Annotated in this window: 16 protein-coding genes; 4 read left to right on the top strand and 12 right to left on the bottom strand. The window is 75.0% G+C overall.

The genetic code is table 11. The features are described from left to right. The first annotated feature begins 246 nt into the window (after positions 1–246). Complete coding sequence (locus ACZ4NB_RS28545; RefSeq protein WP_467665908.1) at positions 247–1,332, top strand: S-(hydroxymethyl)mycothiol dehydrogenase; 1,086 nt, start codon at positions 247–249, stop codon at positions 1,330–1,332. A 31-nt stretch (positions 1,333–1,363) separates the two neighbouring features. On the opposite strand, the gene ACZ4NB_RS28540 is transcribed toward ACZ4NB_RS28545, so the two are convergent. The 7 genes from ACZ4NB_RS28540 to ACZ4NB_RS28510 all read right to left on the bottom strand — a co-directional run bounded on the left by ACZ4NB_RS28540 (position 1,364) and on the right by ACZ4NB_RS28510 (position 12,219). Continuing rightward, the gene (locus tag ACZ4NB_RS28540) at positions 1,364–6,049 is read right to left on the bottom strand and encodes a coiled-coil domain-containing protein (RefSeq protein WP_467665907.1); all 4,686 of its coding nucleotides are present in this window, start codon (positions 6,047–6,049) and stop codon (positions 1,364–1,366) included. A gap of 56 nt (positions 6,050–6,105) precedes the next feature. Continuing rightward, positions 6,106–6,969, bottom strand: a complete 864-nt coding sequence (locus tag ACZ4NB_RS28535; RefSeq protein ID WP_467665924.1) for a hypothetical protein — start codon at positions 6,967–6,969, stop codon at positions 6,106–6,108. A 304-nt stretch (positions 6,970–7,273) separates the two neighbouring features. Beyond that, positions 7,274–8,812, bottom strand: coding sequence for a hypothetical protein (locus ACZ4NB_RS28530; protein ID WP_467665906.1), 1,539 nt, complete (start codon positions 8,810–8,812; stop codon positions 7,274–7,276). Between the two features lie 156 nt (positions 8,813–8,968). Next, positions 8,969–9,613 (bottom strand): pyroglutamyl-peptidase I, encoded by a 645-nt coding sequence (gene pcp / locus ACZ4NB_RS28525; RefSeq protein ID WP_393500615.1) that lies wholly within the window; start codon positions 9,611–9,613, stop codon positions 8,969–8,971. A 62-nt stretch (positions 9,614–9,675) separates the two neighbouring features. Further along, entirely contained in the window at positions 9,676–10,644 is a 969-nt protein-coding gene (locus ACZ4NB_RS28520; RefSeq protein ID WP_467665905.1) for a DUF979 domain-containing protein, read from the bottom strand. Next, complete coding sequence (locus ACZ4NB_RS28515) at positions 10,641–11,351, bottom strand: DUF969 domain-containing protein (protein ID WP_467665904.1); 711 nt, start codon at positions 11,349–11,351, stop codon at positions 10,641–10,643. The genes ACZ4NB_RS28520 and ACZ4NB_RS28515 overlap by 4 nt, the downstream gene beginning before the upstream one ends. 124 nt (positions 11,352–11,475) lie before the next feature. Then, entirely contained in the window at positions 11,476–12,219 is a 744-nt protein-coding gene (locus ACZ4NB_RS28510; protein ID WP_467665903.1) for a GntR family transcriptional regulator, read from the bottom strand. Between the two features lie 271 nt (positions 12,220–12,490). Between ACZ4NB_RS28510 and ACZ4NB_RS28505 the strand changes: the two genes are divergently transcribed. Genes ACZ4NB_RS28505 through ACZ4NB_RS28495 form a run of 3 tightly spaced genes read left to right on the top strand, consistent with a single transcriptional unit; the run spans position 12,491 to position 14,783 of the window. Continuing rightward, complete coding sequence (locus ACZ4NB_RS28505) at positions 12,491–13,264, top strand: LamB/YcsF family protein (protein WP_467665902.1); 774 nt, start codon at positions 12,491–12,493, stop codon at positions 13,262–13,264. Beyond that, positions 13,261–13,893 carry a 5-oxoprolinase subunit PxpB gene (pxpB, locus tag ACZ4NB_RS28500; protein WP_467665901.1) on the top strand — a complete coding sequence of 211 codons (633 nt, stop codon included), beginning with the start codon at positions 13,261–13,263 and terminating at the stop codon, positions 13,891–13,893. The genes ACZ4NB_RS28505 and pxpB overlap by 4 nt, the downstream gene beginning before the upstream one ends. Then, on the top strand, positions 13,890–14,783 hold the full coding sequence (locus ACZ4NB_RS28495; protein ID WP_467665900.1) for a 5-oxoprolinase subunit C family protein: 894 nt from the start codon (positions 13,890–13,892) through the stop codon (positions 14,781–14,783). The genes pxpB and ACZ4NB_RS28495 overlap by 4 nt, the downstream gene beginning before the upstream one ends. A 183-nt stretch (positions 14,784–14,966) precedes the next feature. Here the strand turns inward: ACZ4NB_RS28495 and ACZ4NB_RS28490 are convergent, their stop codons facing one another. From ACZ4NB_RS28490 to ACZ4NB_RS28470, 5 genes are all read right to left on the bottom strand, one after another. After that, positions 14,967–18,614 carry a hydantoinase B/oxoprolinase family protein gene (locus ACZ4NB_RS28490; RefSeq protein WP_467665899.1) on the bottom strand — a complete coding sequence of 1,216 codons (3,648 nt, stop codon included), beginning with the start codon at positions 18,612–18,614 and terminating at the stop codon, positions 14,967–14,969. Next, positions 18,611–19,543, bottom strand: a complete 933-nt coding sequence (locus ACZ4NB_RS28485; RefSeq protein WP_467665898.1) for an SGNH/GDSL hydrolase family protein — start codon at positions 19,541–19,543, stop codon at positions 18,611–18,613. The genes ACZ4NB_RS28490 and ACZ4NB_RS28485 overlap by 4 nt, the downstream gene beginning before the upstream one ends. Positions 19,544–19,545: 2 nt before the next feature. Further along, a complete protein-coding gene (locus ACZ4NB_RS28480) occupies positions 19,546–20,778 on the bottom strand; it encodes a glycosyltransferase (RefSeq protein ID WP_467665897.1) in 1,233 nt (410 codons plus the stop codon). Next, on the bottom strand, positions 20,775–21,902 hold the full coding sequence (locus ACZ4NB_RS28475; RefSeq protein WP_467665896.1) for a glycosyltransferase family 4 protein: 1,128 nt from the start codon (positions 21,900–21,902) through the stop codon (positions 20,775–20,777). The genes ACZ4NB_RS28480 and ACZ4NB_RS28475 overlap by 4 nt, the downstream gene beginning before the upstream one ends. A 558-nt stretch (positions 21,903–22,460) precedes the next feature. Continuing rightward, positions 22,461–23,876, bottom strand: coding sequence for a HEAT repeat domain-containing protein (locus tag ACZ4NB_RS28470; RefSeq protein ID WP_467665895.1), 1,416 nt, complete (start codon positions 23,874–23,876; stop codon positions 22,461–22,463). Positions 23,877–24,118 lie beyond the last annotated feature (242 nt).

Below are 24,118 nucleotides of genomic sequence, written 5' to 3'. Positions count from 1 at the left end.
CCTCCACGGCAGGCGCCTCCTAGCAGAAAATCGCCCCTTGACGGATCCCTGATGGACTTCCAGCATGTCTCCTATGGCGCAACCTAGCGCGTTATAGGCAACACCGGAGACGGTGGTGGAGCGCCCCTCCCTCACCGCCCCCGTTCCCAGCGCAGCGCACCACTCCCCCCCTCACAGGCATCCGTGCCACCTCACCTGTGTCACCCGCCCCTGCCGTCGCCGCAGGCGCTGTATTAGGAGTGAGACATGCCGCACGAAGCCCGCGCCGTCGTCGCCCTCAAGAAGGGCGCGCCCGTCGAGGTGCTGCCGATCCTCGTGCCCGATCCCGGCCCGGGCGAGGTGCTCGTGTCCGTACAGGCATGCGGGGTGTGCCACACCGATCTGCACTATCGCGACGGCGCGATCGGCGACGACTTCCCCTATCTGCTCGGCCATGAGGCGGCCGGTGTCGTCGAGGCGGTCGGCCCCGGTGTGACGGAGCCGGCACCGGGCGACTATGTGGTGCTCGCCTGGCGGGCCCCCTGCGGGCAGTGCCGCTCCTGCCGGCGCGCCCGCCCCTGGTACTGCTTCGACTCCCGCAACGCCTCCCGGCCGATGACCCTGCCGGACGGTACGGAGCTGACGCCGGCTCTGGGCATCGGCGCCTTCGCCGAGAAGACGCTGGTCGCGGCCGGACAGGCGGTGAAGGTCGATCCGTCGGCGCGCCCGGAGGCCGCGGGCCTGATCGGCTGCGGGGTGATGGCCGGGTACGGCGCCGCCGTGCACACCGGGGCCGTCGGCAGCGGTGACACCGTCGCCGTCATCGGCTGCGGCGGCGTCGGCAACGCCGCCGTCGCGGGCGCCTCCCGGGCCGGCGCGCGCCGGGTCATCGCGATCGACGTCGACGACGGCAAGCTGGACGCGGCCGAGCGGTTCGGCGCCACCGACACCGTCAACTCCCGTGGTACGGACCCCGTCGAGGCGGTCCGCGCGCTCACCTCCGGACACGGCGCCGATGTGGTGATCGACGCGGTGGGCCTTCCGGAGACCTACCGGCAGGCGTTCTATATGCGCGATCTGGCCGGCACGCTGGTCCAGGTCGGGGTGCCCGCGCCGGACGCGCGGATCGAGCTGCCGCTGATCGACCTCTTCTCGCGCGGTGGCGCGCTGAAGTCCTCCTGGTACGGCGACTGCCTGCCCAGCCGCGACTTCCCCGTCCTGATCGACCTGTTCCTGAGCGGCAAGCTCGACCTGGAGCGCTTCGTCAGCGAGACCATCGACCTCGACGGCCTGGAAGCGGCCTTCGCCAAGATGCAGCGCGGGGAGGTGCTGCGGTCGGTCGTGGTGCTATGACCGCCCGCGGTCCGCTCCCCGCGCCCACGGGTCACCGGGCCGCTTCGTCCGCCTCCTGGGGCGCGGCGTCCTCCGGGCGGCGGTACATCCGGGTCGCCGTGATCTGGCCGTGCACCACCTCGCCGGCCGGGTCCGGCTGCGGCAGACCGGGCCGCAAGTGCTCCTCGACGCTGATGTACTTCAGGCCCGCGCGCAGGTCCGCGTCGTTGCGCAGCCGGATGACCAGCGGGAACTCGGCGAGCGCGGTGGTGTCGAACAGGCCGGTGGTGTACAGGAGCTGGACGCCCAGCGCGTCGGCGACGGCGCGCTGCAGCTCCAGGAGGTACGTCGCGTTGGCCCGGCCGATGGGGTTGTCCAGGAACAGCGTGCCGGCGTGCCGCTGCTTGTCGCGGCCCCGGTCGTTGCTGCGCAGCGCCGCCATCGTGCAGTACAGGGCGATGGCGGCGGTCAGCAGCTGACCGCCGGAGAAGACATCGCCCATCTGCCCGACCGGCACCCGCTCGGCGCGCAGCACCGCGTCCGGCTTGAGGATCTCCACGGCTACGCCGCGCGGCTGCAGCGCCGCGCCGACCCCGCGCAGCAGCAGGGACATCCCGTCCCGCCGCAGATCGCTGTTCTTCTTCACCGCCGAGCGGGTGGCCTCGTCGATGACCTCGCCCAGCCGCTCGGTGAGCGTGGCCTGGTCGGGGTCCTCGAAGCGGATCCGCAGGAACTCCTGGCCGGACCACTCCCCCAGCCCCTCGGGCAGCCGGGACAGCCGCTGGGCCGAACGCAGTGTCGTCAGCGAGGACTCCACCAGGCCGCGGAGCCGGTCGACGATGGAGTCGCGGTTGCGCTCCAGCTGCTCCAGCTCGTCGGTGAGCACCCGCAGCCGGGGCGCGAAGGCCTCCGCCCACTTGGCGGCGTGGTCCGGCAGGGCCGCGGCGGGCAGTTCCCGGATCTGCTGCCGGGCGGGGGTGCGGACCTGCTCGTAGCGGGTGGAGTTGGCGTGCCGTACCAGGACGTCGGCGGCCTCGCGGACCGCGGACTCGGCGGCGGAGAGGTCGGCGGCGCAGCCGCGCAGCGAGCGGCGGGACTCGGCGGCGGCCTGCCGGGCCTCGGCGAGCGAGCCGGCGTACGGCTCGGGCCGTTCCCCGGCCGCCTCCTCCGTCTCCTGGTGGTCGCGCAGCAGATCCCGCAGCAGGGCCGCGGTCTCGTCGAAGCCGCCGGCCGCGTCCTCCGCCGCGCGGTGGCCGCGCAGCAGCTCCTCGTGCCGCTCCCGCGCGGACGCCAACGCCTCGGTGGCGGTGGCCAGTTCACCGGACGCGGTGCGCAGCAGCTCCTTGGCGCGGTCGGCGTCCGCGGGCACCAGCTCCTCGGGCAGCTCGGTGTGCGCCTCCTTGTCGGTCGGGGCCAGCCGCTCGGCCTCGCCGCGCAGCCGGCCGAGCTGCTCGCTGGCGGCCGAGGCGCGGGACTCCAGCATCTGCACCAGCGATTCGGCGCGGGCCGCCGCGGCCTGCCGGGACGGCCCGTCGGCGGCGTCCGGGCTCTCCAGGAGGGCCTCGGCGCGGGTGCGGACCTTGTTGGTGAGGCGGTTCAGCTCGGCCAGCGCGGCCGACTCCTCGCCCTCGGCGCGGGCCTGCTCGGCGCGCAGGTCGGCGCCGACGCCGACCTTCTCGTAGAGCTGGGAGGCGGCGCGGTATGCCTCGCGCAGCGCGGGCAGCGAGGTGCTCGCCCCTTCGGGGGCCTCGCCCAGGTCCTCCGGCACACCGGCGATCTCGGCGCGCTCGGCGCGCAGTGCGCGGGCCGTACGGCGCGCGTCGTCGGCGGCGCGCTGGGCGGCCCGGCGGTCCTCGTCGGCCGCCCGGGCGCGGTCCACGCACTCCTCGGCCCGGGCCTCGAACTCGGCCGCCTCGTCGGCGAGTTCACGCATCCGGGACTGCCAGGAGGAGCGCTCGCGCAGCCGGTGGGCGAGCCCGGCGAGCAGGTCGGCGGCGCGGCGGGCGCGCTGGGCGGTCTCCTGCCGCTCGTCGCGCACCCCGGTGGCCTCGGCGGCGATCTCCTCGGCCTCGGCGCGGGCCGTACGGGCCTCGGCGAGCCCGGCGGCGGCCTCGTCGGCGGCCGTACGGGTCTCCTCCGCGGCGGCGGCCAACTCGGCGAGCCGACCGGCGGGGCAGCCCGCACGCCACGAGCCGAGCCGCGCGGCCAGCGCCCGGTCCCCGGCGAGCCGGGCGGCCAGTGCCCGGATCTCCTCGTCGCGCTCCGTCGCGCGGGCCCGCAGCGCCCGGCGCTCCTCATCGGCGGCGGACTCGTCGTGCATCGCCGGGTTCGGCGGAACGAGGAACACGCCGGTGTCCCGCTCGTCGGGAGCGGGGGTGGGTGCGAGCAGCGCGGCGGCGGTGCCGACGGCGACGGCGGAGCGCGGCAGCAGCGCGGCCTGGGCCAGCACCTCGCGGGCCCGGGCGTGGGTGTCCGGGTCGGTGATGATCACGCCGTCGACGAGTTCGGGCCGGGCGGCCAGCACCCGGACGTGGTCGGCGGGGTCGACGGACTGCGCGAGATAGCGCCAGCCCGGCAGCGCCGGGACGCCGTGCTCACCGAGATACTCCACGGCCGCCAGCACATCGGGGCCCGGCGGCAGCAGGCCGCCGTCGCCCAGCGCGCCGAGGATCCGCGCGTCGTCGGCGGCGGCCGTGCGCAGGTCGAACAGCTGCCGCTCGGCGGCGGTGACGCCCTCCTCCAGCAGCTCCCGCAGCGCGTCGGCGGTGCGGTCCAGCTCCTCGGCCGTCAGCGCTCCGGCGGTGGCGGCGCGGCGGGCGGTGCCCGGGTCCGTACCGGGCGTGGCCGTACGGGGGCCGGGCACGCCGACGGCCTTCGCCTCGGACTGCCCGAGCCCGAGGAGTTCGGCGAGCCGCTGCTCGGCGCCGATCGACTCGGCCGCCCGGCGCTCGGCGTCGAAGGCGCGCCCGGCGGCCTGCGCGGCATCCTCGGCGCGGGCCGCGGCCAGCTCCGCCGCGGAGTGCCGGGCCGTCGCCTCGCGGGCGCGGTCGGTGGCCTGCCGCGCCGCCTCCCTGGCCTGGTCCCATGCCTCGACGGCGGTCTTCTCGGCGTCCGAGGCGGCGAGCGCGGCGCGGGCCGGGTCGGCGTCCGGGGCGCTGTCGTCCAGCCAGCCGGCCCGGACGGCCTCGGCGGTCTCCTCCGCGACCTCGGCGAGCCGCTGCTTGAGGTGATCGGCCTCGCTGCGGGCGCGCTGGGCGTGGGTGGCGGCGGTGGTCGCGTCACGGTGCGCCGATTCGCCGGCCTCCTGGAGGGCGGCGGAGCGCTCCTCCTCCTCGTTGGCGACCCGCTCGCCCGCCTCGGCCGCCGCGTGCAAGGCCCGTACGAGGTCGGCGGCGGCGGTGGCGCGGGCGGCGAGCGCCGGGGCGGCGTCCCGCTCGGCCTCGCGAATGGCGGCGGCGACCCGGGCGGAGCGGTCGGCCGCGGCGCGGTGGCGCAGCGCGATCTCGGCGGCCTGCCAGGCGCTGTGCAGCGTCCGGGCGTCGTTCAGCTCGCGGCGCTGGGCGGCGGCGCCCTTCTCCGCGGCGGCCAGCGCCAACGAGGCGTGCCGGTAGGCGAGTTCGGCGGAGACCAGGGAGCGGCGCTCGCGGGTGCGCTCGGCGTCGGTGACGCGGTGGGCCGCGGCGGCGACCTGTTCGGCCAGCTCGGCGGCGCGGCCGCGCTCCTCGGTGGCGCGGCCGTGCAGCCGCTGGGCCAGGCCCCGGGTGCGCCGCTCGGCGCCGGCATGCACCTCGCGGGCGCGTTCGCGCTGCTCGGCGGCGTCGGCGATGCGCGAGAGCAGATCGAGCGAGCCGGCGGTGAAGTCCCGCTCGGCGGTCAGCTCGGCGCGCCGGCCGAGCTTGTGGGCGAAGCCGTGCACCAGGTCGGCGAGACCGTCGGTGTCCCGGGTGTCCGTGACGGCGCGCAGCAGCAGGTCGGTGAAGTCCGAGTCGTTCTTGACCGCGAACAGGCCGGCCGCCTCGCCCTCGTCGGCGTTCATCTCCCGCTGGTAGCGGAAGAGCTCCGGGTCCAGGCCCAGCTCGCCGAGGTGCTCGTTCCAGCGCTCGTGGATCTCCTCCCAGACGACGTCCAGATTGGGGTAGTTCTTCCCGGCCTCCGTCAGGACGTCGCGGAAGCCCTTCATCGTGCGGCGGCGGCCCTGGGCTCCGGAGGTGCCCTCGCCGCCCTCCTGGCGGGGGCGGACGAGGGTGGCCTCGGCGACGGGCAGCGAGTCCAGGCTCATGCCGGGGCCGGGCCGGAAGCTGTACCAGGCCTCCGCGAACTTCCGGGGGTCGTTGGAGACCTGCCGGCCGCGCCACTCGCTGACCTTGCCGACGACGACGGACTCGCCGGTCAGGACGTGCTGCCACTCCAGGGCGACATGGCCGCAGTCGTCGGCGAGCAGGAACTTGCGCAGTACGCCGGAGCTGGCGCCGCCCAGGGTGTTGCGGTGACCGGGCAGCATCACCGAGAAGATCAACTTGAGCAGGACGGACTTGCCGCCGCCGTTCTCCAGGAAGAGCACGCCGGCGGGGGCCGGGCGGCGCGGCGGGCCGACCGGGTCGTCCTCGAAGAAGTCCGCCTGCGCCGGGGCCGGTCGGGGCACCGGCGCACCGACTCCGCGCAGGTCCAGCACGGTGTCGGCATAGCGCGCACCGGCAGGCCCGATGGAGTAGAGGCGGACCCGGGACAACTCGTACATGGCGGACTCTCGTGGTGTGGGGCGAAAATGCGGCGGTCGGTGGGCGGGCGGGCTCGTCAGGCGGAGTGGAAGGGCAGTCCGGCGTCGGAGACCAGGTCGAGGTCGTCGGTGTCCTCGCCCGGCAGCAGCGAGGCGCTGCCGTCGGCGACGGGGACGATGCCCAGGTCGAGCAGCTCGGCCATGGCGGCGCTGCCGGCCATGTCGCGGACCTGGAGTTGATAGCGGGCGGTGGTGCGGTAGGCGCCGCCGGCGTCGTCGCCGGTGCGCTGCAGGAAGCCGGAGTCGACGAGGAACGTGACGGCCTTGGCGATGATGCCGGTGGTCGAGCCGGCCAGTCGCCGGGCGTCCTTGGTGGCGCCGGTCGCGCTGCGCCGGGCGTAGATCCGCCAGGCGGACTCCAGGCCGGGGGCGTCGGTGGCCGGGTCGGTGTTCTCGCCCTCCTGCTCGGCGCGCTCCTCCAGGCGGCGGCAGGCCTGCCGGACGAAGGCGTCGACGCCGTTGACGGTGATCCGTCCGATATAGCCGTCGTCGGCGAGGTCTTCGGGCCGCGGGAAGGCCAGCGCGGCGACCGCGAGGTGGGCCAGGCCGTGCAGGAAGCGGTCGGCGGAGTCGGCGGAGGCCCGCCGGGCGTAGTCGCCCATCCGCACCGCGAAGACGGAGTCCTCGGCGGCCGTGACGGCCATACCGGCGCGCGTGGAGACCTCCAGGACGACCAGGCCGAGGCCGGTGGCTACGGCGTCGGCGAGCCGGGCGAAGGCGGGGTCGTCCCGATAGCGGCGCAGCAGCTCGCCGTACTCGGCGTCGCGGGCCGGCAGCAGCTTGGGCTGGAGGCCGAAGGAGACCAGCCGCGCGGCGTCGGCGGCGTCGGCCGGGACGAGGGGCTGGGGCCCGCTCTGCTCGGGGAGGTCGCCTCGCCCCATCAGCGTCGCGAGCGGGGCGGGGGCCGAGAGCCTGGGGGACGGCCGGGTCGCGGCCGGTTCGGCGTCGGCGGCGGGCGCGCTCCGGTCCGGCTCGCCGGTACCGGCCGCCGGGTCCGGCTGCGCCACCTCGTCGGCGTCGTACTGGGTCACGGGACAGGCTCCTTGCGGGGGACGGGCACAGACATCTGCTGCCGGCGGCAGGGTTCGGGCCGGCGTGCGGGCGGGCGGCCGTACGGCGCGGTCCGGCGGCGGACGGCGGCGCGCGGCACGGTGGGTATCGGCGGCAGGCCCTGGCCAGGGGGCATCAGGCCACCTCCGAGCGGTCGGCGGCCATGCCGGCGGCGTCGAGGAGCGCCGTACCGACGATGAGGTCGGCGCCGCCGAACTCGGGGTCGGTCAGCTCCGTGCCGTCGTCGACCGCGAAGAGCAGCTGCGGTTCGCCCTGGCGGTAGGCCGTGCCGACCGGCGGGCTGGCGGCGTGGACGGCCAGCAGGGCGACGAGGTAGGGGAGTTCGGGATCGCTGCGGCGGGCCTCGGCGAGCAGGCCGGAGAGCCGGCGGGGGGCGTCGGCCGGCAGGTCAAGCAGCGCCATCGCGGCGTCGAGCTGGGCCTCGCTGAAGCGGCTGTCGTCCGGCGTGGCCACCAGATCGGGCTCGGGCATCTCGGCGCCGAGGTGCTCGCGCTCCAGGGGCGGGGTCAGCAGGACCTCGACGAGGTCCCCCACGCGCACCGCGGACGGCGTGCGCAGGCCCGTGCCGTGTGCGAAGTAGGCGTCGGTGACGCGGATGGCCTGCTCTGCGGGGAGCGGCAGCAGGGGCGCGACGAGCTGGCCGTACAGGTCGAGTCCGGAGCGGGCGGCGGGGGCGGCGAAGGCCTGCCGGTCCTGCTCGGCGCGGAAGAGCGGGCCGGCCTCCAGCAGCCGGGACTGGAGCTGGGTGTGCCGGCGGATGCAGTCCTTGACGATGTCGACGAGCTCGGCGGCGCGGCGCTTGTGCTCGCCCGTCTTCGGATTGTCGGCCTCCGTCTCGTCGCGGGCCTTGCGGATGTTGGTCAGGATGGCGTTCTCGTGGCGGTAGCGGTCCGCGACGTGGTCGAGTGCCTCGCTGATCATGTCGGGGACGGTCTCCAGCCAGTCGACCGCGCGGACGTTGCGCCGGGTGGCGTCCAGCGTCCGGCGCAGGGTCTCGGCGTACTGGACGGTGCGGTAGCGGGCCTGCTCGGCGGCGAGCTGGGCGTCGGCCAGCCGCCCGCGGTTGATCAGCACCTCCAGCTTGACCTCCGCGGCGATCTGGGCGCTGGTGACATCGGTGTCGAGCGCGCCGACCAGGACGTTGACCGCCTCGTCGGTGGCCCGGAGGTAGACGGTGCCGCCGGGGCCGGGGACCTCCTCGATGAGCTTGAAGTCGTAGTCGCGCCGGACGTACGCGCCCTCGGTAGTGAACGTGCCGTAGACGGCGCGGAAGCCGCGGTCCACACTGCCGACGTTGATCAGGTTCTCCAGCACCCAGCGGGCCACCCGCTCGTGCTCGCCCGCGGGCCGGCCGGGGGTCTGGGCGGCCACCCGGGGGAGCACCTTCGCCACTATCTCCTCGTGGTCGGCGCCGGTGTCGAAGTCCATGTTCAGCGTGACGAGGTCGATGACGGCCAGCGCTACCTCCGCCATGGCGTAGCAGCCGTACTCGCCCGCGAGGTTGGCCTTGCGCACGTCGAGGTCGTGCAGCGGCGCGGTGCACGCGAGGGCGCGCAGCCGGCGGGCCAGGCCCTCATCGGCGGCCGGGCCCGGCGCGGGGCGGTTAACCCCGTTGAGCTGGGGCGCAGCGGGCCCCGGGGCGGGAAAAGTCACGTCGCACAGAGTAGGCGCTCGCACTGACAACGGACGAAACGGCGCGGATCCGCTCGTGGGTGGAACGGCCGGTGGGTCCGTTGACAAACCGCTCGCGGGCCGATGCGCCAGTCTACGGTGCGGCCCGTCGCGGCCGGACGCCAGGGCCGTCCCCGGTCAGTGGGTGGCCCCGCCCGCCACGCGGATGTCGGTGCGGGTGCGCGCCGCGGTGGCGGCGATCTCCCGCAGGGCCAGGGCGACCGCGGGGACCGGCAGCGACGGCTGGGCACGGTCGGTGACCTGCTCGGGGGCGTAGGGGACGTGCACGAACCCGCCGCGCAGATCGGGGAGTTCGGTGGCGATGAGGTGGGCGAGGCCGTAGAAGACGTGGTTGCAGACGAAGGTGCCGGCCGTGTTGGAGACCGAGGCGGGCAGCCCGGCGGCGCGGACGGCCGCCACACACGCCTTGATCGGCAGGGTGGAGAAGTACGCGGCCGGGCCGCCGGGCACGATCGCCTCGTCGACCGGTTCGGCTCCGGAGGTGTCGGGGATCCGGGCGTCGTCGACGTTGATGGCGACGCGTTCGACGGTGATGTCGGGGCGGCCGCCCGCCTGCCCGACGCAGACCACGACCTCGGGGCGGGCCTCCTCTATGGCGGCGCGCAGCACGGCCACCGACGCCCCGTAGACGCACGGCAGCTCGACGGCGGACGCCTCGATCCCGGCGGGCGGTTCGGCCACGGCGGCGCGGACCGCCTGCCAGGAGGGGTTGGTGGCCTCACCGTCGAAGGGCTGGAAGCCGGTGAGCAGTACCCGGGTCATACGGACATCCTCGGCAGAGCTGGGAGGGCGGACGGGGCGGGCGAGCGGGGCGGGCGGCCGGCTCAGAAGGCGAACAGCGCCATGATCACGATGTTGCAGCCGAGCAGCACGCCCGCGGTGGGCAGCTGCGCCTTGATGGGCCCGTACTGGTCCTTCAACTCCAGCAGGGCGGCCGGGATGATGTTGTAGTTGGCGGCCATGGGGGTCACGAGCGTGCCGCAGAATCCGGCGAGCATGCCGATGGCCAGGACGGCGGCGGGGTTGCCGTCGAAGTGCCCGATCAGGACGGGCCAGCCCACGGCCGCGGTCATCACGGGGAAGGCGGCGAAGGCGTTGCCCATGATGATGGTGAAGGCGAACATGCCCAGGCAGTAGACGACCACCGCGATGTAGAGCGAGTCCTCGGGCAGTACGGAGGTGGCGAGCTTGCCGACCTGGTCGCCGACGCCGGAGACCTGGAAGATGGCGCCCAGCGTGGCCAGCATCTGGGGCAGCAGCATGGCCCAGCCCATCGCCTCCAGCAGGGAGCGGCCGGACTGCACGGGCACCGATATCCGCTTCTCCCGCAGCATGACCATGCCGACGACGAGGGCGACGACGGCCCCGATCCCCAGGCCCAGGATGGTCTCGCTGCCCTCCTGGAGGACCGGCCGGCCCCCGAAGGAGAGGTGCTTGACACCGATGGCGCAGGCCATGGCGACGACCGGGATGGTGAGCGCGGGGACGAACAGCCGGTTGCCGAGCTTGGCCGCACTGGCGGCGCGCTGCTCGGGAGTGGTGGTGCGCGGGGTGCCGCGACCGGTGCAGCCGAAGCCGGCCAGCGCGGCCATGGCGAGTACGGCCACGCCCAGCGGCTCGGCCGGCGCCTGCTTGGTGACGACCCAGCTGCTGTAGACGAAGCCGGCGCCGATCAGGCCCCAGAAGGCGCCGGTCCCGTAGCGCTTGGGGTTGCTCCGGTCGGTGACCATCTGAGCGGCCATCACCAGGAAGCTGAGGCCGACCAGCCAGTAGAACCACTCTGCCTTGATCACTGGGCTGCCTCCACTGCGGCGCTGGGCTGGACGTTGGCGGTGAGTAGTTCGCGCTCCAACTGGCGGTCCAGGCGCAGCAGTCGCCAGCCGTGGACCACGAAGGCGCACACGGCCGTGGGAATGGCCCACAGGGCGAGGTGCAGCGGTTCGAGGTGGGTGCCGTAGGTGGTGTTGACGAATCCGGTGATCAGCAGGATCGAGCCGACGGCGAGGAAGACGTCCTCGCCGAAGAACAGGCCGACGTTGTCCGCGCTGGCGGAGAACGAGCGGACCTTCTCGCGGGTCCGGTCGGGGAGCCGGCCGTATCTGCGCTCGGCGGCGCCCTCGGCCATCGGCACGGCGAGCGGGCGGACGGTCTGGGCGTGCCCGAAGACATTGGTCAGCCCGACCGCGGCGCCGATCTGCCGCAGGCCCAGGTAGAGCGCGAGGAAGCGGCCGGTGGTGAGCTTGGCGAACCGGGCGATGAGGTTGCGGGCCTGCTCCTGGAGGCCGTAGCGCTCCAGGAGCCCGATGACCGGGAGGGTGATGGCGAAGATCGTCACCGCCCGGCTGCCGGCGAAGCCCTCGCCGAAGGCGGCGAGCACCTTGCCGGGCGACAGCCCGCCCAGCAGGCCGGTGCCGATACCGGCCACGCCCACGACCAGCAGGGGATTGCGTTTCGTGGCGAAGCCGACGACGACCACGAGCACCCCGAGAAGCACGATCATGGATCCGCCTTCCGCGTACGGGACCGCGGGGGTCCGTGAAGAGGGGTTACGAGAATGCAGCGGACGTTAGGCGATTGTTCAACGATCCGACAAGGGGTGTGCGCGGCCAATCTCGAAACTCCGTTCACTCCTCCGCGATGTGCCGGGCGTAGGCGCCCGACAACTGCACGCGTGAGTCCTCCAGATAGGCGTGCAGCAGCCGCTCGGCCTCGGCGGCGTCGCCGGCCTGGAGCGCCTCGACGATCTGCCGGTTGCGGGTGAGGTAGGGCGCGTGGAAGCGCCGGGGGTCGGCCATGACGTGGAAGACCAGCCGGAGTTCGGCCAGCACGCCCCGCATCAGCTCGTCCGTGCGCGGACTGCCCGCCAGCGCCACGATGCCCTGATGAAAGCGGATATTGGCGGTCGAGAGGTCCTGCCACTCCCGCTCGTCGGAGGCGGCCTCGCCGGCCCGTACGGCGGCCTCGATCGCCGCGACGGAGTCCTTGACGCGGGCGTCGTAGGGTCCCTGCCCCAGACCCCGTACCGCCGCGCACTCCACGAGGGCGCGCACCCGGTAGATGTCGTCCAGGTCCTCGACCGTCACCACCCGTACGAAGACCCCGCGGTTGAGCTCGTGCACCAGCAGCCGCTCGTGGCTGAGCAACCGGAACGCCTCCCGCAGCGTGTTGCGCGAGACGCCCAGCGCACCGCCGATGCTCTCCTCGGAGAGCCGGGCGCCGGGCGGGAAGTAGCCCTCGGTGATCCGGTCGCGCAGGATGTCGGCGACCCGTTCGGCCGTGCTGGCCCGCCCCAGCAGGGCGCGGTCCCGTTCCAGGCCCGCGACCTCGGCGAGCCGCCCCTGATCGTTCTTCGCCCCTTGGCCGGCCATGCCGCCGCTCCCCGCTTCGTGTCCGTACCCGGCGGCCGCAGCGGGCCTCCGGGTGCCCTGTCGAGCGGCAGTCAATCCCAGACCGGAGGACAAAACAACGGAGCCGGGACCAGGGGCCGCACACCCCTTGTCGGATCGTTCAACGATCCTCTACGTTGTTCCCCACGCCGGTCGGCTCGACGGCCCTCGGGGGAGAGTCGCTACGGATACGGGCCGGCCGGACCGCTCCCGTCCGCCCGACGGCCCGACGGAATCCTTGGAACGGACACACATGAGCGACGCGGTGGACTGTGTCATCGACCTCAACGCCGACCTCGGCGAGGGCTTCGGCCGCTGGCAGCTCACCGACGACGAGGCCCTGCTCTCCGTCGTCAGCAGCGCCAACGTCGCCTGCGGCTTCCACGCCGGGGACCCCTCGACGATGCGCCGGGTGTGCGACCTGGCCGCCGCGCGCGGCGTGGTGATCGGTGCCCAGGTCTCCTACCGCGATCTGGCCGGTTTCGGCCGCCGCGCGATGGACGTCCCCCCGGACGAACTGGCCGACGAGATCGCCTACCAGATCGGCGCGCTGGAGGTCTTCGCCCGCGCCGCCGGCACCCGCGTCTCCTACGTCAAACCGCACGGCGCGCTCTACAACCGCTGTGTGCACGACGCGGAGCAGGCCGGCGCGGTCGTCGAGGGCGTGCGCACCGCCGGCGGCCAGCTGCCGGTCCTCGGCCTGCCCGGCTCCCGGCTGCACGAGGCCGCCCGGCTCGCCCGGCTCCCCGTCGTCGGCGAGGCGTTCGCCGACCGCGCCTACACCGCCGAGGGCACCCTCGTCCCCCGTCGCGAGCCGGGGGCGGTGATCCACGACCCGGACGAGGTCGTCAAGCGCGCCGTCGGCATGGCCCGCGACCGCGCCGTCACCTCCCGCGACGGCCGCCGCGTCGCGGTCGCCGCCCGCTCGCTGTGCCTGCACGGCGACACCCCGGGCGCCGCCGGCCTCGCCCGGCGCGTACGGTCCGAGCTGACCGCGGCCGGCGTCCGCGTCCGGAGCTTCACATGAGGCCGCTGCCGGTCGGCGAACACGGGCTGCTGATCGAGCTGGCCGGCGCCGAGGAGGTCGAGGCGCTGCACGCCGAACTGCTGCGCCGGGCCGCCGACGGCACCCTGCCGCGGATCGCCGAGATCGTGCCGGCCGCCCGCACGGTCTTCCTCGACGGCCTCGCCGACCCCCGCGGTTTCCTCGCCGAGCTGGCCACCTGGGTCATCCCGCCGCGCACCGCCGCCGACCGGCCGGCCGTCGAGATCCCGGTCCGCTACGACGGCCCCGACCTCGCGGATGTCGCCGCCCTGTGGGGCACCACCCCCGACGAGGTCGTCCGCCGGCACGCCGGCACCGAATTCCACGTCGCCTTCTGCGGCTTCGCCCCGGGCTTCGGCTATCTGACCGGGCTGCCCGAGCCGCTGCACGTACCCCGCCGGGACACCCCGCGTACGAAGGTCCCGGTGGGCTCGGTCGCGCTCGCCGGCCCCTACACCGGCGTCTATCCGCGCTCCTCCCCCGGCGGCTGGCAGCTGATCGGCACCACCGACACCGTGCTGTGGGACCCGCACCGCGAGCCCGCCGCACTGCTCACCCCGGGCACCCGGGTCCGCTTCGTCCCCCTGGAGAGCGTGGAGACCGCCCGATGACCGACCGCGCCTTCTCGGTCGTCCGAGCCGGTGCGCTCACCACCGTCCAGGACCTCGGCCGGCCCGGCCACGCCCACCTCGGGGTGCCGCGGGCCGGCGCCCTGGACGAACCCGCGCACCGCCTCGCCAACCGCCTGGTCGGCAACCCCGAGTCGGCCGCCGCCCTGGAGACCACGCTCACCGGCTGCGCCATACGGGTCCGCACGGCCACCACCGTCGCCGTCACCGGAGCCGCCTGCCCGGTGACCGTCGACGGCCGCCCGGCCCCCTGGGGCGCGCCGTTCCGCGTCCCGGCCGGCGCCGTACTGGACGCCGGGCCCGCCACCCACGGCCTGCGGTCCCACCTGGCCTTCGCCGGCGGCATCGAGACCGAGGAGATCCTGGGCAGCCGCGCCACCGACCTGCTCTCCGGCCTGGGCCCCGACCCGCTCACCGACGGCGCGGTCCTCCCCCTCGGCGCCCCGCACGGCCCGCCCGCGGCCGCCGACGCCGTCCCGCACCCCGGCCCGGCGCCCGAACTCCTGCTGCCGTTCCTGCCCGGCCCCCGCGACGCCTGGTTCACCCGGGCCGGTCTGCGCACCCTCGCCACCGGCCGCTTCCGGGTCTCCCCGGCCAGCAACCGCATCGGCCTGCGCACCGAGGGCCCGCCCCTGGAACGCGCCCGTCCCGGTGAACTCCCCAGCGAGGGCATGCCGTTGGGCGCCCTCCAGGTCCCGCCGAACGGCCTCCCGGTCCTCTTCCTCCACGACCACCCCACCACCGGCGGCTACCCGGTCGTCGGCGTCGTGCCCGCACGCTTCCTGTCCGCCGCGGCGCAGGCGGTGCCGGGCACCCCGGTGCGGTTCCTGCCCCTGGGCCGACGGCCGGCCCCGGCATCGCGGCCCGGCTGACACCGGAGCGCACCGCGAGCCGAAGTGCGCTGCGCACGCCCGCCGTTCGCCCCCGACGCCCCGCCCCCTCCCGCGTCACCGACGCCACGGTTGGCCATGGGAGCCTGCCGCCGCTCCTCCCAGGAGTAGCGCCGGATGTGACCCCGGTCGCGGGTCGGCCGGGTCCGCGCCCGGGGGCGGCGGCTACGCCTCCCCGTAGCCACCGCCCCCGGGCGTGCGGATCACCAGCACATCGTCCGTGCCGACCTCCGCCGCGTCGCAGCCCTTCAGCTGCTCGCGCGAGCCGTCGGCCCGTTCGATGAGGTTCACGCCAAGCGCACCCGGGGCACCGCCCGCCATGCCGTACGGCGGGATCCTGCGGTGGTTGGTGAGCAGGGCGATGGTCATCGGCTCCAGGAAGCGCAGCCGGCGCTCGACACCGCAGCCGCCGTGCCAGCGCCCCGCCCCACCGCTGCCGGCACGGATGGCGAAGCCGTCGACGCGGACGGGGTAGCGCCACTCCAGCACCTCGGGGTCGGTCAGCCGTGAGTTGGTCATATGGGTCTGCACCGCGTCCGCCCCGTCGAAGCCTTCACCGGCCCCCGAGCCGCTGGCGACGGTCTCGTAGTACTGCACCCGGTCGTTGCCGAACGTGAGGTTGTTCATCGTGCCCGAGCCCTCCGCCTGGACGCCGAGGGCCGCGTAGAGCGCGCCGGTGACGGCCTGCGAGGTCTCCACGTTCCCCGCGACGGTGGCCGCCGGGAAGACGGGAGCGAGCATCGAGCCCTCCGGGATCCGGACCTCGACGGGCTTGAGGCAGCCGCTGTTGAGCGGGATGTCCTCGGCGACCAGGGTGCGGAAGACGTAGAGCACGGCCGCCATCACCACCGAGGTGGGCGCGTTGGCGTTGCCGGGCTGCTGGGGTGAGGTGCCGGCGAAGTCGAGCACGGCGCTGCGGGCGGTGCGGTCGACGCGCAGCGCGACATGGATCCGCGCGCCGCTGTCGGTCTCGTAGTGGCAGCTGCCGTCCGCCAGCCGCGCGATGATCCGGCGTACGGACTCCTCGGCGTTGTCCTGGACGTGGCCCATGTAGGCGCGTACGACGTCCAGGCCGAACTGCTCGGTCATCCGGTGGAGTTCCTGGATGCCCTTCTCGTTGGCGGCGATCTGGGCGCGCAGGTCGGCGAGGTTGGCGTCGGGTGCGCGGGAGGGGTACGGCCCGGAGGTGAGCAGTTCGCGGGTCTCGCGTTCGCGCAGCCGGCCGTCGCGCACCAGCAGCCAGTTGTCGAAGAGGATGCCCTCCTCCTGGATGGTGCTGCTGAAGGCGGGCATCGAGCCCGGGGTGATCCCGCCGATCTCGGCGTGGTGGCCGCGGGAGGCGACGAGGAACAACAACTCGTCACTGTGCGTTACGGAATCAGAAGTGGCATCCGAAACAGCGTCAGGAGCCCGCGCGAAGACGGGGGTGACGACCGTGACATCCGGGAGGTGGGTACCGCCGTGGTAAGGATCGTTGATCGCATAGACGTCGCCCGGGCGCATCTCCCGGCCGCGCCGCTTGAGCACCTCCTTGATGGACTCCCCCATCGAGCCCAGGTGCACCGGAATGTGCGGTGCGTTGGCGATCAGATTGCCGTCGGCGTCGAACAGCGCACAGGAGAAGTCCAGGCGCTCCTTGATGTTGACGGAGTGCGCGGTGTTCTCCAGGCGGACCCCCATCTGCTCGGCGATGGCCATGAAGAGACTGTTGAAGACCTCCAGCATCACCGGATCGGCTTCGGTGCCGACCGCGACCCGGTCGGTGCGCGGCCGGGTCCGGGTCAGAGTCAGGTGTCCGCGGTCGCCCATCGCCGCCTGCCAGTCGGGGTCGACGACCGTGGTCGCGTCCTCCTCCGCGATGATCGCCGGGCCGGTGAGGGTGTCGCCGGGGCGCAGGTCGGTGCGCCGGTAGAGGCCGGTGTCCCGCCAGCGCCCGCCCGCGTACATCCGGACCGTCGCGGCGGGCGCCGGCTCCCCCTCCCGGCCGCCGGGCCCGGCCTCGTAGCCGCGCGCGCCGCCGGCCTCCCCCAGCGCCTCGACCGAGACCGCCTCGGCCACCAGCGGCTTGTCCATGGTGAAGGCGTAGCGCTCGCGGTGCGCGCGGACGAACTCCGCGGCCATGGTGGCGGCGTCGGCGAGCGGTACGCCGATGGTGGAGTCCGTTCCGGCGTAGCGGACGAGCACCCGGGCACGGGTGGTGATCGACTCGTCCGGCACCCCGTCGTCGAGGAGTTCGCGCCGGGTCCGCCCGGCGAGCGCCGCGCACACCTCCCGGACCCGGTCGAGGGCCGCGTCGTCGGTGAACTCCGCCTCGACGGCCTGCTCGCGCATCGCGGTGGCGTCGGCGACCCCGATGCCGTAGGCGGAGAGCACCCCGGCCAGTGGCGGGACGAGGACCGTGGCGATGCCCAGCGCGTCGGCGACCGCGCAGGCGTGCTGGCCGCCGGCGCCGCCGAAGCTGGTGAGGGCGTAGCGGGTGATGTCGTGGCCGCGCTGGACGGAGATCTTCTTGACGGCGTTGGCCATGTTGAGCACCGCGATGTCCAGGAACCCGGCCGCGACCTCCTCGGGGCCGCGGTCGTCCCCGGTCTCGGCGGCGATCCGCGCGGCCAGTTCCGCGAAGCGGGTGCGGACCGCCTCGGCGTCCAGCGGCTGGTCGCCGTCCGGCCCGAACACCGCGGGGAAGTGGGCGGGCTGGATCCGGCCGACCATCACATTGGCGTCGGTGACGGCGAGCGGCCCGCCGCGCCGGTAGCAGGCCGGCCCCGGATCCGCGCCGGCCGAGTCGGGTCCGACGCGGTAGCGGCGCCCGTCGAAGTGCAGTACGGAGCCGCCGCCGGCCGCGACGGTGTGGATGTTCATCATGGGGGCGCGCATCCGTACACCCGCGACCTCGTTGCCGAAGACCCGCTCGAACTCACCGGCGTAGTGCGAGACGTCGGTGGAGGTGCCGCCCATGTCGAAGCCGATCACCCGGTCGTACCCGTCGCCGGCCTCGGCGGCCGCACGGACCATGCCGACCACGCCGCCCGCGGGCCCGGACAGCACCGCGTCCTTGCCGCGGAAGTGCTCCGCCTGCCGCAGCCCGCCGTTGGACTGCATGAACATCAGCCGGATGCCGGGAAGTTGGGCGGCGACCTCGTCGACGTAGCGGCCCAGGATCGGGGAGAGGTAGGCGTCGACGACCGTGGTGTCGCCGCGCGGCACCAACTTCATCAGCGGGCTGACCTCGTGCGAGCAGCTGACCTGGGCGAAGCCGGCCGCTCTGGCCAACTCGGCGACGGCCTTCTCGTGGTCGGCGTGCCGGTAGCCGTGCAGCAGAACGACGGCGGCGCTGCGCAGCCCGTCGGCGCGGGCCCGCAGCAGCGCCTCGCGGACCCGGTCGGTGTCCAGCGGCCGGACCGGCTCGCCGTGGGCGCCGATCCGCTCCGGCACCTCGATCACCCGGTCGTAGAGCGCCTCGGGCAGCACGATCCGCCGGTCGAAGATCCGCGGCCGGTTCTGGTAGGCGATCCGCAGCGCGTCCCGGAAGCCCTCCGTCGTCAGCAGCACCGTCGGCTCGCCCGTGCGCTCCAGGAGGGCGTTGGTGGCGACGGTGGTGCCCATCTTGACGACGCCGACCCGCTCGGCGGGCACCGGTTCGTCCGGGCCGAGCCCCAGCATCATCCGGATACCGGCCACCGCGGCGTCCCGATAGCGCTCGGGGTGGTGCGAGAGGAGCTTGCCGGTGACCAGCCGCCCGTCCGGCCGCCTGCCGACGACGTCCGTGAACGTGCCACCCCGGTCGATCCAGAACTCCCAGCGTCCGGTCATCCCGCCATTGTCGCAGCGCCCTTCACCGCACCGGCGTCTTTCGGCGGCGTGGTGGCCCCCAGCGCGGCGAGGGCGCTGCGGGTGGCGTGGTCGGCCGCGGCGTCCAGCAGCCGCCCGGATCCGGCCAGGGCGTGCCGGCACTCCTGGGCCGCCAGCGCGAGCAGACCGGGCAGCAGATCCGTGCACCGGTCGGCGACCCAGCGCGTCCCCTTGGTCGCCATCCACAGGGCGGAGGCGGTACGGGTCGGCGGCCGGCCGTCGAGGGTGAGCGAGGGCGGCGGTCCGACGGGCACGCCGACGTCGGCCAGCACCGTATGGAACCCTCGCGCCAGCAGCCGGTGGCCGCGCTCGCTGGGGTGCAGCCGGTCGACGCTCCAGGACGCCCGCTCGGCGACCCAGGGGTGGTCGGCCATGTGCAGATGCACTCCCCCGTGGCGGGCGGACACCGCGTGGACGACGGTGTTGACGGCGCGCATCCGCCGCGCCAGCGGGCGGGCCAGCGGCCCGGGCAGCCCCAGCATCCGGCCCGGATCGGGCAGACACGCCGTCAGGACCACCGCCCCGCCCGCGCTCAGGGCGCCGTGCGTCCGGTCCAGCGCGGCCGCCACCCGCTCGATGGTGAAGGCGGCCCGCAGAGTGTCGTTCGCGCCGACGACCAGCGAGACGAACCGCGGCCTGAGCTTCTGCGCGGCGGGCAGCTGCCGCTCGGCCACATCCGCCGCCAGGGCCCCGCTGAAGGCCAGGTTCACCAGCGGTACGCTCCCCGGCCGTTCGCCCAGCGCCGCGGCGAGCAGCGCGGCCCAGCCGCGCCAGCCGCCGCCCGGCAGCGGGTCGCCCAGCCCCTCCGTCAGCGAGTCGCCGAGCGCGACGAAGCAGCCCGGACCGGCAGTCGGTGCCACCGTCGCACCCGCTATCCCCTCCGGTCCCATGGTCACCACCCGCCCCGCGGGCCCGCCGGGTACGGCGCCACGGGTGCGACGACCGGCCGACCGAGCACCGACGGCGCGTCGTGCGCCGCCAGGAAGGCGTCGACGGCGGGCTGCCAGCCGTAGCCCTCGGCCCGGCGGCGGGCGGCGGCGCGCCGGGCGGGCTCGGGCCGGGCCAGTACCCGCTGGACCGCGTCGGCGAAGGAGGGCCCGTCGTCGAGCGCCGTGTCACCCCCGCCGTCGACGAGACCGGCCAGCGCCGACGCCGCGCTGGCGACGACCGGGGTCCCGCAGGCGAGCGCCTCCAGGGCGGCCAGCCCGAACGTTTCGGCGGGCCCGGGCGCCAGGGTGAGGTCGGCGCTCGCCTGGAGCGCGGCGAGCCGGGACCGGTCGGCGAGATGGCCGAGGAACGCCGCGGGCAGCCGCTCGGCCCGCGCCCGGGCCTCCAGCCGCGGCCGCAGCGGCCCGTCGCCGACCACCACCAGTGCCGCGTCGACCCCGCGCCGGCGCAGCTCCACCAGCGCGTCCAGGGCCCGCCCCGGCCGCTTCTCCTGCGACAGCCGCGAGCACATCAGCAGCAGGAACTCGGCCCGGCCCGCGCAGCGGCGCCGAAGCTCCGCGCTGCGGCAGTCCGGATGCCAGGCGTCGAGATCGACGCCGAGCGGTGCGCGCACCACATTGCGCGCCCCGGCCCGGGTGAACTCCGCCGCCGCCCAGTCGGTGGTGCACACCACCCGGCTGTAGGCGTGCGCCGTGCGGCGGTTGAGCCGGTCCGCGGCGGCCCGTGCGAGTGGCCGGGGCACGCCCCAGGTGCGCAGCACCCCGTCCACGCTCTCGTGCGAGACCATCACCGCGGGCACCCGGGCCCGGCGCGCCCACTCGCCGGTCCAGCGCAGGGTCGTACGGTCGGAGACCTCCAGCCGGTCGGGGGCCAGCGCGGCCAGCAGGCGCTGCAGCCGCCGGCGGTCGGCCAGCAGGCGATAGCCGCCGCTTCCGGGCAGCACCGGCCCCGGCAGGGTGATCACCCGCCCCTGGCCGGTGAGTTCGTCGCGCACCCCGCCCGCCGGACCGTCCCCTTCGGGTGGTCCGGGCACGATGAGCACCGGCTCGTGCCCGGCGGCCCGGTAGCCCTCGCCCAGCGCGCGCAGTGCGGTGCGCAGCCCGCCGGAGGCCGGGGTGACGAAGTTGGCGATCCGTACGATCCGCAGTCCGGTGCCCGTCGCGCGCCGCCGGTTCATGCCGCCACCGCCGTCCGGCCGGCGAGCACGGCCTCGTAGTGGCTCAGGAGCTGATCGCCCACCGCCTCCCAGGTGCGGTCCGCCACGGCCCGGCGGGCCGCGGCGCCGTACCGTACGCGCAGCTCGGCGCTGCCCCCGAGGAAGCGCACCGCGTCCCGGAACGCGCCGCCGTCGCCCGGCGTCACCAGCAGCCCCGTACGGCCGTGGTCGACCAGGTCGACCGGACCGCCCGCCCGCGGTGCGACCACCGGCACACCGGAAGCCATCGCCTCCTGCACGGTCTGGCAGAAGGTCTCATACGGGCCGGTGTGCACGAACACGTCCAAGGAGGCGTAGAGGCGCGCCAGTTCGTCACCGGTGCGGCGGCCCAGGAAGCGGACCTCCGGCAGCGCGGCGCGCAGCCCGGCCGCGCTCGGGCCCTCGCCGATGACGACGGTGCGGACGCCCGGCAGCCGCGAGGTCTCGGCCAGCAGCCGGACGTCCTTCTCCGGCGCGAGCCGTCCCACGTACCCCACCAGCAGCTCCCGTCCCGCGGCCAGCGAGCTGCGCAGCACCGCGTCGCGCCGCCCCGGGTGGAACCGCTGGGAGTCGACGCCCCGCGGCCACAGGTGGACCCGCGGCACGCCGTGCTCGGTCAGGTCCAGCAGCGCCGCGCTGGAGGGCGCCAGGGTGCGGTCGGCGGCCGCGTGCACGGCCCGGATGCGCCGCCAGGCGGTGGCCGCGCCGCCGCCGAGGTAGGTGCGGGCATAGCGGCCCAGGTCGGTCTGGTAGACGGCGATCGCCGGCACCCGCCGGCGGGCGGCGGCCGCCATCGCGCGGGCACCGAGGACGAAGGGACTGGCCAGGTGCACCAGATCGGGCCGGTGCCCCTCCAGGGCGGCCGACAGCCGGCGCCCGGGGAGCGCGATCCGCACCTGCGGGTACCCGGGCAGCGGCATCGAGGGCACCCGGACGACGGGGCAGGGGCTCTCGTACGTCGGGGCGCCGGTCGCGCCGCCACCGAGCGGCGCGATGACCAGCGGCTCGTGCCCGCGCCGTACGAGGTGCCGGGCGGTTTCCAGGGCGCAGTGTGCGACGCCGTTGACATCGGGCGGGAAGGATTCGGTGACGAGGACGACACGCATAACGCTGTTGTCGGCGCGCCGTGCGTGGAGGGGACCACGTGGATCTTTCCAGCCGGAGAACGTCCCATGAGCGTTCCGCTGCGCTTAGCCTGCTTCCCACGTTGTCGGCTTTCCCGCCGTGCCTCGTCTCGCCGTTGCTCCCCCACTGCCTAAAGGGCGTGGGAGGTACCCCCAGCGGCGGGCGGTTGCTTGTCGGGTGCGGTGACAGCCCTACGGACTCCGTCCTACGGTCTGTCCCCTCCCGTGGGTGGGGGGAAGACGGTCCGGTGGGGGCGAGCCTGATCCGTCGACCGCACGCGCACGAAGGCCGACGTCCACCCCCACCGGTCTTCTCCCACACTCAACGGGAGGGGGCGGGCCGGAGGGGTAGGGGTTCCGGACGTAAAGCGCAGCAGTCCGGAACCCCTACCCCTCCGGACCGACACCGGCACCCGAAAGCCCCGCGCAGCGGCAACAGCCCGCCGCAGGCGAACCCAGAGAAACCCCCACGGCGGGAAAGCCGACAACGTGGGCCGCAGCAAAGCGCAGCGAAACGTGGGAGGCGGGCCAAGCGCAGCGCTACGCGTCTGGTCCGATTCGGCTGCGGACCGCCGTCTGGACCTCCGCCTCCTCCGCCGGATCGGCGGCCAGGCGGCGGAGTTGCTCGACGACCCGGTCGTCGCCCGTGGCGGCGTGCCGGGCGGCCAGTTCCCGGGTGGTCTCCTCGCAGTCCCACAGGCACTCGACGGCGAAGCCGGCCGCGAAGCCCGGGTCGGTGGCGGCGAGCGCGGCGGCGGCCCGGCCGCGGAGATGGGAGGAGGAGGTCTCGCGGTAGACGTGCCGCAGGACGGGGGCGGCGCAGACCACGCCGAGGCGGCCGGTGCCGTCGACCAGTTCCCACAGGCCGTCGGCGTCCGGGCCCTCCTCCCGTACGGTCCGGCGCAGCGCGGCCAGCACCAGCCCGGCGTCGCCCTGCGCGCCGCGGCGGGCGAGCATCGCGGCGGCCGACGCGCCCAGCCGGTCGGCGCGCGGCGCCCAGAGGCGGGCCCGCTCGACGGCGGCGACACTGCGCATCCGTTCGAAGGAGGTCAGCGCGGCCGAGATCAGCTGCTCGCCGGAGAAGGGGCAGGTGGCCGCGGCCTCGATCAGGTCGAGGACGTCGGGATCGCCGCGTTCGGCGAGGTGGTGGAGGACGGCGGCGCGCGCCGCGTCCGGTCCGCTGCGCCCGGCACGCAGCAGCTCGGGGCGGTCCTCGGGTCCGACGACCGCGGACAGGCAGCGGGCGGCGGCGAGGTGGCGGTGCTCCGCGGGCTCCAGGTCCAGGCCCTCCTGGGCCCACGCCAGGACCTCGGTCACGCTCCAGCCGGGGCGCGGCCCCCGGGGCCGCAGCTGCCGCTGCCAGCGGTCGAAGGAGCCCTGCTCACCGGCGGCCGCCAGGCGGGCGCCGTAGCGGGGGTCCTCGGCCCACAGGCGCCACGGCCGGGGCTCGAAGGCGTCGCGGACGGCCGCGGCCAGCTCGGCCGCGCCCTGCTCGGTCTCGGGGAAGCGCGCGAGCACGGCGGGGGCGAGGGTCATCAGCCCGGCGTCGTCGTCACGCAGCGCGAGCTCGTCCAGGGCCCAGCGCCAGTTGCTGCCGGCCGCGGCGTAGCTGCGCAGCAGCAGCCGGGCGGCGTCCCTGCCGTACGCGGCGAGGTGGCCGAGGACGGCGAGGGCGAGGCCGGTGCGCTCCTCGCTCGTGTCGACGAGGTCGTCGGGGTGGAAGAGGTGGCGTTCGATCTCTTCCAGCCCGCCGTCGAGCTGCATGTAGAGGCGCGCGTAGTACAGAGAGCGGTTCTCGACCTGCCAGTCGCGCCGGGGGTCGCGCAGCACGCTGTCGTTGAGCGCCGCGAGCGCCTCGGCCCGGGGCGCCGCGAGGGCATGCAGGGTCCCGTCGCCGCGGCCTCGCTGCAGGAGGCCGAGCAGGGTGCCACTGGGCGCTATGTCTGGATCGAACATGAGGTCAGCATCCGGTGCGGGGGACAGGCTGGCAACGGGATTTCCGCTGACCGGCATTCTTGCCGGTGACCGCGGACCGTATGCACGGCATGCCTCGTCGACCCCGTGGAATCGGCGAGAACACCTGCGGTACGGCGGCCGAAGCCTAGCCTGGAAGCTGTCATTCCGCAGATTCGCCCCGAGGTTGCCCCAGGGAGGCCGCTGGCATATGCCAGATGCACCACCGTATCGGGTAGTGCCAA

It is taken from the genome of Streptomyces sp. NPDC026575 (assembly GCF_055567415.1).
Note: the sequence above shows the minus strand (reverse complement) of the source record. Positions and strands in the feature narration are given on the sequence as shown.